The organism is Paenarthrobacter sp. TYUT067 (assembly GCF_023656375.1).
Taxonomy (GTDB): domain Bacteria; phylum Actinomycetota; class Actinomycetes; order Actinomycetales; family Micrococcaceae; genus Arthrobacter.
This window is the reverse complement of sequence record NZ_JAMOIT010000004.1, coordinates 179,750-192,700: the sequence shown is the minus strand read 5'-3', so window position 1 is coordinate 192,700 and position 12,951 is coordinate 179,750. Positions and strand designations below refer to the sequence as shown.

General features: G+C 64.6%; 10 protein-coding genes. 7 read left to right on the top strand and 3 right to left on the bottom strand.

Features of this window, described 5'->3' with window-relative positions:
• Window positions 1-3 precede the first annotated feature (3 nt).
• The 4 genes from MOD31_RS05180 to MOD31_RS05165 are packed head-to-tail and all read left to right on the top strand — an operon-like array spanning window position 4 to window position 4,508.
• Entirely contained in the window at window positions 4-1,011 is a 1,008-nt protein-coding gene (locus tag MOD31_RS05180; protein ID WP_250820048.1) for an NAD(P)-dependent oxidoreductase, read from the top strand.
• Window positions 1,008-1,913 carry a 5-dehydro-4-deoxyglucarate dehydratase gene (locus tag MOD31_RS05175; protein ID WP_166841815.1) on the top strand — a complete coding sequence of 302 codons (906 nt, stop codon included), beginning with the start codon at window positions 1,008-1,010 and terminating at the stop codon, window positions 1,911-1,913. Before MOD31_RS05180 ends, MOD31_RS05175 begins: the two co-directional genes overlap by 4 nt.
• On the top strand, window positions 1,913-3,076 hold the full coding sequence (locus MOD31_RS05170; protein ID WP_250820047.1) for a mandelate racemase/muconate lactonizing enzyme family protein: 1,164 nt from the start codon (window positions 1,913-1,915) through the stop codon (window positions 3,074-3,076). Before MOD31_RS05175 ends, MOD31_RS05170 begins: the two co-directional genes overlap by 1 nt.
• Window positions 3,057-4,508, top strand: coding sequence for an aldehyde dehydrogenase (NADP(+)) (locus MOD31_RS05165; protein WP_250820046.1), 1,452 nt, complete (start codon window positions 3,057-3,059; stop codon window positions 4,506-4,508). Before MOD31_RS05170 ends, MOD31_RS05165 begins: the two co-directional genes overlap by 20 nt.
• A 66-nt stretch (window positions 4,509-4,574) precedes the next feature.
• Here MOD31_RS05165 and MOD31_RS05160 read toward each other — a convergent pair whose 3' ends face one another.
• Genes MOD31_RS05160 through MOD31_RS05150 form a run of 3 tightly spaced genes read right to left on the bottom strand, consistent with a single transcriptional unit; the run spans window position 4,575 to window position 9,024 of the window.
• Entirely contained in the window at window positions 4,575-5,720 is a 1,146-nt protein-coding gene (locus tag MOD31_RS05160; RefSeq protein ID WP_250820045.1) for a Xaa-Pro peptidase family protein, read from the bottom strand.
• The gene (locus tag MOD31_RS05155; protein WP_250820044.1) at window positions 5,717-7,780 is read right to left on the bottom strand and encodes a DUF6807 family protein; all 2,064 of its coding nucleotides are present in this window, start codon (window positions 7,778-7,780) and stop codon (window positions 5,717-5,719) included. The genes MOD31_RS05160 and MOD31_RS05155 overlap by 4 nt, the downstream gene beginning before the upstream one ends.
• Window positions 7,777-9,024 (bottom strand): acetylxylan esterase, encoded by a 1,248-nt coding sequence (locus MOD31_RS05150; protein WP_250820043.1) that lies wholly within the window; start codon window positions 9,022-9,024, stop codon window positions 7,777-7,779. Before MOD31_RS05150 ends, MOD31_RS05155 begins: the two co-directional genes overlap by 4 nt.
• Window positions 9,025-9,394: 370 nt before the next feature.
• On the opposite strand from MOD31_RS05150, the gene MOD31_RS05145 reads away from it, so the two are divergent.
• The 3 genes from MOD31_RS05145 to MOD31_RS05135 all read left to right on the top strand — a co-directional run bounded on the left by MOD31_RS05145 (window position 9,395) and on the right by MOD31_RS05135 (window position 12,879).
• On the top strand, window positions 9,395-10,339 hold the full coding sequence (locus tag MOD31_RS05145) for a carbohydrate ABC transporter permease (protein WP_142938071.1): 945 nt from the start codon (window positions 9,395-9,397) through the stop codon (window positions 10,337-10,339).
• Window positions 10,332-11,270: a carbohydrate ABC transporter permease gene (locus MOD31_RS05140; RefSeq protein WP_250820042.1), complete on the top strand. Its 939-nt coding sequence runs from the start codon at window positions 10,332-10,334 to the stop codon at window positions 11,268-11,270. Before MOD31_RS05145 ends, MOD31_RS05140 begins: the two co-directional genes overlap by 8 nt.
• A 235-nt stretch (window positions 11,271-11,505) precedes the next feature.
• Window positions 11,506-12,879, top strand: coding sequence for an ABC transporter substrate-binding protein (locus MOD31_RS05135; RefSeq protein ID WP_250820041.1), 1,374 nt, complete (start codon window positions 11,506-11,508; stop codon window positions 12,877-12,879).
• The last annotated feature ends 72 nt before the right edge of the window (window positions 12,880-12,951 follow it).

Here is a 12,951-nt window from a genome sequence, read left to right as displayed (position 1 = left end):
CACATGAGCAGGATTTTTGTCACCGGCGGTTCCGGCCGGTTGGGCCGCAGCGTGGTGGCCGGACTGGCCCAGGGCGGCCACACCGTGATCTCGGTTGACCGGGATGCCATTCCGGCAGAGCACTTGCCGCCCGGAGCCGAGCAATACACCGCAGATCTGCTGGCGCCGGGGGAGGCGGAGCGGCTCATCCGGGAAACAGCGCCCGACGCCGTCATCCACCTCGCTGCTATTGCGGTACCTTTCAGCGCACCCGAGGACGTCATTTTCAGCACGAACACCCGGCTCGCCTTTGCGGTTGTCAGTGCGGCCACCGACGCCGGTGTCCCGAAGATCGTGACGGCGTCCAGCCCCACCGCCCTGGGCTACGGTTCACCGGCCGGGTGGCTGCCGCCGTCGTTCCCGTTGGACGAGCAGACGCCGCCCAAGCCGTGGAACGCCTATGCGCTGTCCAAACTGATCGCCGAGCAAACCGTGCAGATGTTCGCGGCCGCGCAGGGCGAGAAGATCCGTTATGCGGCATTCCGCCCGTGCTACGTCATCTCGCCGGAGGAATGGGAAGGTGCGCTGACGCAGCAGGGACACACTGTCCGCGAGCGCCTGGACGATCCCGCACTGTCCGCGCCGGCCCTGTTCAACTATGTTGACGCCCGGGACGTAGCCGATTTCCTGGATGTGCTCCTGGACAAGATGGACTCGATCCCCAACGGCGAGGTGTTCTTCGTTGGCGCGAAGGATGCCCTGGCCACGGCTCCGCTGGCAGAGCTCTTCCCGCGGTTTTTGCCGGGTAGCGGTCCCATCACCGGGCACCTTTCCGGCACCAGTCCGGCGTTTTCCATCAATAAAGCCCGGGAATTGCTGGGGTGGGAGCCCAAGCGCTCGTGGCGCAGCGAACTCACGCCTCCCTACCAAGGCGCCGACACCGCGTCTGACCAAGAGAACCAACAAGCAGCACTCAATGACGAGAATCCCGCGCGCCTGGTGGCAGCGGGAGCAACAAAGGAGACCCCATGAACTTCGACGGCGTACTGTTCTTCCCCGTCACACCCTTCGCCGAGGACGGCAGCGTGGACGTTGCCCTGTTGAAGGAGCACATCACTTCCCGGCTTCCGTTCGGCCCGGGCGGCGTGTTCCCTGCTTGCGGCACCGGTGAATTCCATGCGCTCTCCCTGGATGAGATCCGCACGGTGGTGACCGCCGCCGTCGAGGCCGTTGCGGGAGCGGTGCCGGTGGTTTCCGGTGCGGGTGGTCCGCTGGGTCACGCGATCGCTGCAGCCAAGGTTGCTGAGGAAGCCGGTGCGGACGCCCTTCTGGTGCTCCCGCCGTATCTGGTGACCGGGCCTACCGATGGCGTGGTGGCTTACGTCGAAGCCATCGCGGCCGCGAGTAGCCTGCCGGTGATCGTGTACCACCGTGGGACTGCCAAGTTTACCGCCGAGGCCATCACCCGCCTGACGGCCAACCCCAAGGTTGTTGGATTTAAGGACGGGATCGGCGATGTGGGCCTGGCCCAGGAAATCGTGTCGGCCATCAACGCCAGCGGTCGCACCGACTTCGCACTCTTCAACGGCCTCCTCACGGCGGAACTGACCCAAGGCGCCTACCGCGGCCTCGGCATCCCGCTGTATTCCTCGGCTGCTTTCGCCATGGCCCCCGAAATCGCCAAGGCGTATTACGACGCCTATGTGTCCGGTGACGAGGAGCGCCGCCACGCGCTCCTTGAAGGTTTCTACGCGCCGCTGGTCCGGCTCCGCGACCAGACTCCTGGCTTCGGCGTCTCATTGATCAAGGCTGGCTTGCGCCTCGCCGGGCTTCCTGTCGGTCCGGTCCGCCCACCGCTGGTGGACCCCAGCGAGGAACAGCTCTTGGAGCTCAAGTCCATCCTGGCCAAGGGCCACGAGCTGGCCGGCCGCTGATGCCCGCCCGCATCACGGGCCTCTCCACCCGGCTGATCACGGTCCCGCTGCTGCGCAGCTGGGGCGTGGAGGCGCCGGAGAACCATGTGATTGTCACCGAGCTGACCACGGACGACGGGGGCGCGGGCCACGGCTTCTCGTGGACACCCACCATTGGTCCCCATGCGGTGAAGGCCCTGCTGGATCACGACATCGCCCCGTTCATCCTGGGTTTGGAAGCGAATCCGGAGATCGTGTGGGACCAACTCTGGAAGAGGCTTCACGAGGCTGGCGGGGGAGGACTGACCACCATCGCGATGGCCGGCGTGGACCTGGCGCTGTGGGACCTGAAGGCGCGGCAGGCCGGGACGTCCGTCACGGGGCTTTTGGGCCAGCGCCAGGAATCCGTGGAGGTGTACGGCTCCGGAGTGAACCTGCACTACACCTTGGAGCAGCTGGTGGAGCAGGCGCAGCGCTGGGTTGCTGCGGGACACAACGCGGTGAAGATCAAAGTGGGCAAGCCCGAGCTTCGGGAAGACGCCGAGCGCGTTGCTGCCGTCCGCCAGGTGATCGGCCCGGACCGGCTGCTCATGATCGACGCCAACCAGCGCTGGGACCTGGCCCACACGTTCCGTGCATTGGATATCTTGGGGGAGTACGGACTGGAGTGGTTGGAGGAGCCGATCCGTGCCGATGACCTGTGGGCCTACCGCCGCCTGCGCAAGCACTCCCCGGTGCCCATTGCCCTGGGCGAGAACGTCCACACCATCTACCGCTTCCGCGACTTCATCGAGGCCGAAGCGGTGGACATCATCCAGCCCAACATCGTCCGGGTGGGTGGTATTACCCCCTTCCGGAGAATTGTTGAACTGGCACGGGCCAACAGCATCCGGGTTGCTCCGCACCTTCTTCCGGAACTCTCCGGACAGTTGGCGCTCACCCTGGCTGAGGCCGTGAGCGTTGAGGACGTGGAGGATGCCTCGTTCCAGCAGCTGGGCATCCTGGCAGGACCTTCTCCGATCCGGATCCACAACAGCCGGCTCACCTCGTCCGGCCTTCCCGGGCTTGGCTTCGACTTCAGCTCTACGCCGCACACAGCAGGGCCGCACGCACCTGAGGCGGCAGCCCCAGAGCATTCCGCCCCTGAGAGTAAAGGAAACCGCATTGAGTACAGCAACTCTTGACCTGACCGCCGTTACAGCGGCAGCTACCGAGGCGGCAAAGGTGACCGCAGCGGCCTCCGACGCCGAGCGCGCCGCCTGGCTGACCGCCGTCGCCAATGCCCTGGACGCCAACGTCACCGAACTGGTGGCCATTGCCGATTCCGAGACGAGCCTTGGCACAGTCCGGCTCACAGGTGAGGTGGCGAGGACCAGCGGGCAACTGCGGTTGTTCGCCAACGTGATCACTGAGGGCTCGTACCTCGAAGCCGTCATCGACCACGCCGACCCAACGGCAACTCCGCCCAAGCCCGACCTTCGCCGCATCCTGCGTCCGATTGGTCCGGTGGCCGTTTTCTCGGCGTCGAACTTCCCGTTTGCGTTTTCCGTGGCCGGCGGCGACACCGCGTCCGCGTTGGCCGTTGGCTGCCCGGTGATCGTCAAGGCACACTCGGGTCACCTCCGACTGTCCCAGCGGACCGCCGAGATCGTGACCGAAGCGCTGGCAAAGGCCGGAGCCCCGGACGGAATCTTTGCCCTGGTCAGTGGCCGGGAGGCCGGTACGGCCCTGGTCCAGGATCCTGCCATCAAGGCCGTCGGCTTCACCGGCTCCATCCCGGGCGGGCGCGCGTTGTTCGATCTCGCGTCCTCCCGGCCGGAGCCCATTCCTTTCTACGGCGAGCTGGGCAGCCTCAACCCCGTAGTCATCACTGCGGACGCCCTCGCGGAACGAGGACAGCAACTCGCCGCCGGTCTGGCTGGGTCCTTCACCCAGGGCGCCGGCCAGTTCTGCACCAAGCCCGGGCTGGTCTTCATCCCCGAAGGCACGGACTTTGCTTCACACCTGGCCGAGGCCAGCAAGGACAAGCCCACCGCTGCCATGTTGACCGAGCGGATCGCAGAGGCCTACCCGGACGGGCTCCGTAACGTCGCAGACCAGCCGGGTGTCGCCGTCGTCAGTGGCACCGTCCAGCAGGACAGCCTGGCCGACGGCGCCGCGCCCGTGGTGTTCTCCACCAGCGCCGCCAACGTGTTGGCACGCCCGAATGAACTGTTGGAGGAGTGCTTCGGCCCCACCACGCTGCTCATTGAGTATGCCAACCAGGAAGAACTCTCCGCGACACTCGCGAAGGTCCCTGGCAGCCTCACGGGCACGGTGCACGCCCAGCCGGGCGAGGATGTCTCTGCCCTTGTGGAGCAGCTCAGCGGTCTGGCCGGGCGGGTCCTGTTCGATGGCTGGCCCACGGGTGTCGCCGTGAACTGGGCCCAGCAGCACGGTGGCCCCTACCCGGCTACGACGTCCCTGTTCACCTCGGTGGGCGCTACTGCTGTGCGCCGCTTCCAGCGTCCGGTGGCTTACCAGGACGCCCCGGAAAGCGTGCTGCACCCTGCCTTGCATGACGCCAACCCGCTGGGCATCCCGCGGCGCGTGGACGGCGTACTCACGCTGGGCTAGCGCACCCGTAGGGCACACGAAAGGGGCGGGGTCACCAACACGGTGACCCCGCCCCTTTCGGGTTGCTTACGGGCGAAGCGTCAGCGGACGACGGCGGCCGTCAACTGGGGTGGTCGGCCACCGTTCGTCGACGGTCAGGACGCGCACGCCGGATTCAGTGAGCAGCACCGTGTCCTCGATCTTCACGCCGGGGCCGGACGGGTTCCACGTGAAAGGCTGGTTGAGCACCACGGTATCCGTAACGTCTGCGGTGACCCGGGGATCGCGCCCCGCATAGCCGGCCGGGCCGCCCTGGTGGTGAAGCGTCCACTGGTCCTCGCCAAAGCCGTGCCGGAGGTATGCCAGTTTGATCTCGGCGAAGATCTCATTGAGGCGGGCGCCGGGAACCGTCGCCCGGAGAATGTCCGCCTCAACTGCGGCGATGCGGGCCTCGGCGTCGAGCTCCCGGGGAGTGCCGGCGTCGAATGCTACCCAACGGGTGACGTTGGCAACCAGTCCGTTCCGACGGGCGCAGACCACAGCCATGGCGCGGCGTCCGATGGGGGAGTGCGTGGCCAAGGGGTGGCGGAAGTCGCTGCGGGACGCTCCGTTGCAAAGGAGGACCAGCGGCTCGGCTCCCACCGAAACAATCCGCGCGGCCAGCTCCGAGACGAGCTGGAATTCCGTGGTTTCCGGCGTCGCAGCAGCAAGGACATCGGTCATGGCGGCGGCTGCGTCGGCGGAAAGTTCGGCGTAGCGGGCCGTCTCGCCGGGAAGGAGTTGCTGCCGGGCCGCACGCAGTTCAGCGGTGACAGCCGCTTCCAGTAACGGGTCACCGTCAAGGGCCAGCCCGGCCGCGAAGGCATGCAACTGGCCATGCCAGGGAACTGTGTCAAGGCTGACGTCCTCGGGCAATTCTTCAGCTGCGATCCGGCCGGCCTCGTTGTTGAACGTGACCAGGTGATCACCGGTGCGGTCCACCAAGAGGGCGGCAATGGGGTCGCCGGCCAGGCTGATGTGCACACGGCTGCCGTCCAGGTACCAGGTAAGGGCTGTGTTGGATGTCAGCAGCAGCGAGTCGCGACCCGCAGCGTCCATGATGTCCAACACCCGCCGGCGCTTCACTGCACGGTCGGCGACGTTGCCAGGCGCAGTCAGAGGGCCGGGCGCAGTGGGCTGGCTTCGCGCAGTGACTGCGGTCAGAGCTGGCGTGAATTGAGTAGGCGTGGTCATGCCGGTTCCCCCAAAGTTGTGATGAGTTGTTCAATGTCTTGTGTGGCCAGGAAGCCGTCCGTGATGAGGACGGTGACGGTTCTGTGGACAGGTTTTCCCGGTTCGGCGGTCACCGGGGTGTCCCAGGCCAAGGACAGCCCAACCCCGGGGTACCCCGAGTGCCGCACGAACCACGGATCCGGTGCCTGCGGTGAGGCAAGGAACACGAGGGTTGCCGGGCGTCCCAGCCCGGGGACGCCGGTGACGGGCGTAGCGGTGGCTGTGCCGGCGTCGAACGTTCCGGACCAAGCCAGCCATGGCGCCACGGTGCCATGTACGGTGTCCTCGCCCCGCGCGTCCGGTGTCCAAATAGTCGCGTCGCCAACCTTGGGGAGCCGCCAGAAGAAGCCGCCGTAACCACCTTGCGGCCGCCCGTTGGAGCCCGGGCTGCCCAGCAGCACCGGACGTCCTGTGGCTGAGTCCAGTGTGAAGTCCAGCGTCAGTTTCCACGTTGAATGTCCGACGGCGGACCAGCGCCACTCGCGCTGTTCGCGGAGCACGGGTGTGCCGTCCGGGCCGATCCAGCTCAGCTGTTCGCGCCTGTGTCCTTCACTGTGCTCCGCGGACTCTGTGACGATCCTGCCGTGATCCTTACGCCAAACGTACGCTCCGGCGTCGCGGGTGTAGGTCCGGCCGCCCCAGAAGTTGATGCCGTCCACGTCCGGGAGGGCCACTCCCGCCCCGAGGTGCCACACATGGTCTTCCGGGATGTGATCGGTGACCACGGTTCCCGCGAGGGTTCGCACGGGGTGCAGGTAAGGGCGTGGCGAGGACGTAGGCCGGATCCGGGTCCCGTCCTGCAGGGTAGCGACAGGGACGCCATTAACGTGCAGAGTTTCATCGGCTTGCAGGGCGGGCTCGTCGGAAACGGTCCAGGGCGCTCCGAGCTCCGCGAACGTGGCCTGCCCCAGGGCTGCCCGGCGGATCAGCGATTCGATGCCATGGACCACGGGGTGGGCGGCGTCGCCCTCACCTTCCCAGGTGATGAATTCCGGGTGGATCAGCCGGGGAGCATCTGCTGTGCGGATGGCCTCCAAGACAGAAACGTAGGCACCCGATCCGGACAGCGGGCTGAGCAGATCCTGTTCCGTGCGGGCGGCCAGCAGGTTCTCCAGCAGGTCGGTCCGCCCAAAGGTCTCCGTCCGGGTGCCTTGGGGGGTGGTAACCTCCACGCGGTCCTCCGTGTAGAAGAGGGTGAGCTGACCGAGAGTCCCGTCAATGGTGACCGACGGCGCGGACTGCACGGGCGCGCACAGGGTCAGGGCGCACGTCAGCACAGTACTTCCCGCAATCCGGACCCGCACCACGGACGTGTCGTCGCTTTCGGTGTGGTTGGCGCGGTACAAGTCCGTCTCCACGGAATCAACGTCCGCCACAGTCCGCGCACCAGCTAGCCGGAGACCGGTAGCCACAGCATGTGCCAAGGCATTGGTGGCCACTCCGTCCACCACGTCGGTCCCGTTGAGGCTCCGCTTGCCGGCCCATCGTGACCGCTTGAAGTACGCCTTGTTCCGCAGCCACAGTCCGGTAGCGCTGATGCCTCGGACATCGCCGATCTCGCCGGATGCCACCACGGCCTCGATTGCGGGCAAAGCCTCCGAGCCCAGGCTCTGAAAACCCACCTGCACCAGACGGCCGGCGCTCGCAGCCGCCTCCATGAGCTCCTCGAATTGGGCCATGGAAGCCACCGGCGGTTTTTCCAAGTACACGTTGGCACCTGCGTTGAGGGCGGCGAGGGCAAGAGGTGCGTGGGTTTGGATGGGGGTGGAGACGATGACCACGTCCGGTTTGGTACCTGCAGCCAGGAGCTCGTCAAGGGAAGCGAAGACCTTCACCTCCGGGCCCAGCGTTCCGTCCGCCGGGGGCAGGGGATCGGCGACGGCCACCAACTCCAAGACGCCGTTGGCACTCAGCCTGCCGAGGTTGTCCAAGTGCCGTTCGCCGAAACCGTGCACGCCCACCAGCGCGATGCGCGGGAGCCGGGCAATGCGCTCGGTGGTGGCGGTCAGGGGTTGTGTCATGAGGCTGTCCTAGCGGGGTCAGGTGCGTGGGTAGCGGTGGTGGGGCGGGGCTGCAATGCGGAGGTGAGGAACGCGGCGGCCTCGTCCTGCATGGCCCGGGTGAAGACGTGTGGTTCCTGCCAAAAACTTCCGGTGTAGCGGGCGGGCATGCCCTCCACTAGATGCTGGTGCGCGTCGCGCATACCCCGTTCCGGGAACAGGGGGTCATCCAGGGCGTATTGGACCAGCACTTTTTCGGTAGTGGAACGGATGGCCAGGTCCGGCCAGTCACCTAGCCCGGCCAGGCCTGGGGAGTGCAGTAACCAGGAATGCGCGTCCAAGTATGAGGGCAGGAGTGACTCGAAGGTGGTCATCATGCACGTGACCACGTAGCTGCGGATCAGCGGGCTCAGGGCACCGAGTACCATCGCCCGTCCGCCGCCGCCGGAGAATCCCAGGCAACCGAGCCGATCCCTATCCACGCCCGGCAGGGACGCGAGGACACCCAGGGCCGCGAGGTCGTCATGCGCAACGGTCCCGGCCACGGTGGTCCCGATCAGCGTTGCGGCTTTCGCCACGGTTTCCTCGTGGGAAGCCGCCGCGGCGTCGTAATGTTCCGCCACGGAAAGTTCGACGCCGGCCTCCCGCCATAGTGCCTTCCGGCCGTTGTCGGCGTTGGCAGTCCGCCACGGAAGGGGATCGAGTTCAAAGCGTCGGCTGCCCCACATGAAGGCATCGTGCGCAAGGACGGCAAAGCCGTGCCGGGCCAACCACGTGGCGAGTGCCCGGCCGCCGTAGAGCTTCGCCCTGACGTCCAGGGGCGGCAACGCAAGCGACGAAAAACCGGAGGCGACCGCCGCGGAGATGCCGCCGTCGTTATCTTCCGGGTTGTGTTCGAACCGCACCAGCCGCTCAGCGCCGTATGCCTTGATTCCGCCATGGCAGTGAAGGGCGAGCAGTCCGGGCTGCGGGCCGGTTGCCCGGGCAGGTCGTACGAACCAGGCGGATGTGGCAGGGCCGAAACCCAACTGCCACTGCAGATGCGAGGTGATGACGCCGTCGTGCTCCGATTCGGCAAGCACTGTGTACTCAATGTCTGGTATTACGGCGGGCACGCCAAGGGTGTCGGCAAGTTGTCTGGCTTCTGGTGGGCCGGCGGTGAGCTCGGCAGCGAATCGGTGCTTGGCTGCATAGGCCGGCCAATCCTCGTAACCAGCAAGTGCACTGGGTCTGGTGGGGGATGCTGCCATGTCAACGGTGGTCATGGCAGGCGGAGTCGGTGGGGAACAATAGTGTCCTGCCTTATCGATGCGGAAGGTGTGCTCCAGCGCACGCCGGGCTTCGTCAGCGTGGAAAAACAAGTTGGGGCGGTTTCGCAAGAAAACGCTTTCTCAAAAATTAGCAAAAGGCTGTACAAGGGTCAAGAAAACGTTTACTTTGATACGGAGCCGCTGAAACCCGGGACCTCGATCCTGGCACCTCAGGAGGGAACGCCGGAAGGTCGGCGTCCCGGAAGGCAAGTACCAACCAGACTCGATGTCCGTGGATGGCCACGATGACCAAAGGAGACCACATGGCCGCTGTACTACGCACGGGGACGCCGCGAAGCGTCCGCGGGCCTGTGAAGGGGAAGCGATGAGCGCTATTGGCGAACTCTCCACGATGACCCGCCGTAAGGGCCCTGCTACCAAGGAAGAGAAGAAGGCGAACGGCCGGGATAACAAGGCTGCGTATATCTTCCTCTTGCCGTGGTTGGTGGGGTTGGTGGCTATTACCATCGGTCCGATGCTGATGTCGTTGTATCTGTCGTTCACGGATTACAACCTGTTGCAGCCCCCGGAATGGGTGGGCCTGGATAACTTCGTCCGGATGTTCGGTGATGCGCGCCTGCATAACTCGCTCGGCGTGACGTTCACGTATGTGCTGGTGGGTGTGCCGTTGCAGTTGGCGGTGGCGTTGTTGATCGCATTGGTCCTGGACAAGGGGCTGCGTGGCCTTCCGTTCTACCGTTCAGTGTTCTACTTGCCCTCACTGTTGGGCGGTTCAGTAGCGATCGCTATCTTGTGGAAGCAGATCTTCGGCACCACGGGCTTGGTGAACCAGGTCCTGGCGATGGTGGGCATCCAGGGGCCCGGCTGGATCTCCGATCCCGGGACCGCGCTGGGTTCGATCATCCTGCTGCACGTGTGGACGTTCGGTGCCCCGATGATCATCTTCCTTGCCGGTCTTCGGCAGATCCCGGTGATGTACTACGAGGCCGCCAAGGTCGATGGTGCCACCACGTTGCAGCAGTTCTGGCGGATCACGCTTCCGATGCTGAGCCCCATCATTTTCTTCAACCTGGTGTTGCAGATCATCGGTTCGTTCCAGTCGTTCACCCAGGCGTTCATCGTCTCCGGCGGTAACGGCGGCCCGTCCGACTCCACCATGTTCTTCACCCTGTACCTGTACCAAAAGGGCTTCGGCCAGTTCGATATGGGTTACGCCTCAGCGATGGCCTGGTTCCTGCTGGTCATCATCGGTGTCTTCACTGCCATCAACTTCATCGCTTCAAAGTATTGGGTGTTCTACGATGACTAAACTCCAGACCCTCCCCGCAGCTTCTGCCTCCGATGCCAAAGCCGGCCAGTCCGGCAAGAGCCCGCGCCGCCGCGAATCCCGGGGGAACCTGGCCTTCAGCCGCTCCGCCCGGACCAAGGGCCTGATCAAACACGCCATCCTGATCCTTGTAGGCGGCGTGATGATCTACCCGCTGCTGTGGATGGTGGTCTCCTCCCTGCGCCCCAACGACCTCATCTTCCGCGAACCCGGCCTCTGGCTGGAGAACCTGGAAATGAGCAACTACACCGATGGCTGGTCCGCGTTGACTCACCCGTTCGGGCACTACATGATCAACTCCGCGATCGTGGTCCTGGGCTCGATCGTTGGCAACCTGGTTTCCTGCTCCATGGCGGCCTATGCCTTCGCCCGCCTGCAGTTCAGCGGTAAGAAACTCTTCTTCGGCATCATGCTGCTGACCATCATGCTGCCCTTCCATGTGGTAATCGTGCCGCAGTACATCCTGTTCTCCCAGATCGGCTGGGTGAACACTTTCTGGCCGCTGATCGTGCCCAAACTCCTGGCCACGGACGCGTTCTTCGTCTTCCTCATGGTCCAGTTCATCCGCGGCATCCCCAAGGACCTCGACGAAGCAGCCCGCATTGACGGTGCCGGCCACCCCAGGATCTTCCTGCGCGTGATTCTGCCTCTGATGGTCCCGGCCCTGGCAACCACCACCATCTTCACGTTCATCTGGACCTGGAATGACTTCTTCGGCGCACTGATTTACCTCACGGACCCGGACATGTTCACTGTTCCCGTGGCCCTGCGCGCCTTCGTTGACTCGCAGTCGGCAACCAGCTGGGGATCGCTCTTCGCAATGTCCATCGTGTCCCTGCTCCCGGTGTTCCTGGTGTTCCTCTTCGGCCAGCGATTCCTCATCAAGGGAATCGCCACCACCGGCATCAAGTAGGCCGCCGGCTTCTCTGAAGGGGGCGGTTGGTCCCGCCCCCTTTTGCTGGGTACCGCTGTAGGGCGTGCCCGTCGACGCCGGTGCGTGCCGACTGCATGGCTGCATGCCGCCGTCGACAATCCAACAACTAAGACAAGTTGATATCTTGTAATACAAGCATGTGACTTGTATCATAATGAAAAGTAAGAAAACGCTTTCCCAATCGCATCAGGATCAATGAAGATCGGAGACAATAGTGCCGGTACATCCCAAGGGTGAAGCAGTCGCCCCCGCAGAAGAGTCGGGAACCGCAGCCCTCAAGGCCCGGGCCCCCAAAGCACGGCGTAGAGTTCGTGCCTCAGCCCTGGTGGCAGCAACAGCTGCTGCAGTTCTTGCCCTCACCGCTTGCGGTGGGGGGTCGGAGGCCAAGAGTGCTGACGGCAAGGTGGAGTTGCGCTTCTCCTGGTGGGGCAGCGACAAGCGCGCCCAGGTGACCCAGGCTGCCATCGCCGCCTTCGAGGCCGAGAATCCAAACATCAAGATCAAGCCGGAGTATGGCGACTGGAGTGGCTACTGGGACAAACTGGCTACGCAGGTGGCAGCCAATGACGCTCCGGACATCATCCAGATGGACGAGAAGTACATCACCGAATACTCCACCCGCGGTGCCTTGCTGGACCTCTCCAAATACCAGATCGATACCTCAAAGCTCGACAAGGCCGCGCTGGAAGCCGGACAGGGCGAGGACGGCCTGACCGGTATCGCTGCCGGCATCAACGCCGCCACCATCCTGGCCAACCCGGCAGTGTTCGAGGCTGCCGGAGTCGCTATCCCCGATGACAAGACCTGGACGTGGGAAGACTTCGAGCGCGTCGCCGCCGAGATCACGGCCAAGTCGCCCAAGGGCACCTACGGCGCAGCCGCTTATGGTACGGATGAAGCTTCCCTCGGGGTGTGGCTCCGCCAGAACGGCAAGTCCCTCTACACCGAGGACGGCAAGCTTGGCTTCGAGCCCTCGGACATCGCCCAGTGGTGGGGTTTCCTGAAGGAACTCAGCGAGAAGAAGGCTGTTCCCTCAGCGTCCGAGGTTGTTGAAGCCGAGGCAGCCCCGCTGGACCAGAGTGGCCTGGCTACGGGTAAGAACGGACTGGCCTTCTGGTGGTCCAACCAGCTTCCGGCCTTGGAGAAAGCTGCAGGCGGAGAACTGCAGATCATGCGCTTCCCGTCCAAGACGGGCAAGGCTGAGGACTCCAAGCTCTGGTACAAGGCTTCGCAGTTCTGGTCCGCATCATCACGCACCAAGCACCCTGAAGAGACGGCCAAGTTCATCAACTTCCTGGCCAACGACGTCAAGGCTGGCGAGGCACTTCTGGCCGACCGCGGCGTGTACCCCAACTCGGAGGTCCGCGAGGCCATCGCTCCCAAGCTGGCCAAGGCCGACGTCAAGGTTGTCAGCTTCATTGACGCGATCAAGGACGAACTTGGAGAGGCTCCGGCAGCACCGCCGAAGGGCGCAGGGGCCATCCAGGAAATCATCAAGCGCTACACCTCGGAGGTCCTGTTCAACAGGCTTTCCACCGAAGAAGCCGGCAAGAAGGCAGTGGATGAAATGAAGTCCGCCATCAGCTAGCTTTCGCACCGTAAACCGCGCCCCAGGCGAATCATTCGTGATCCGTCCGGGGCGCGGTTTTTGCGTGTGCTG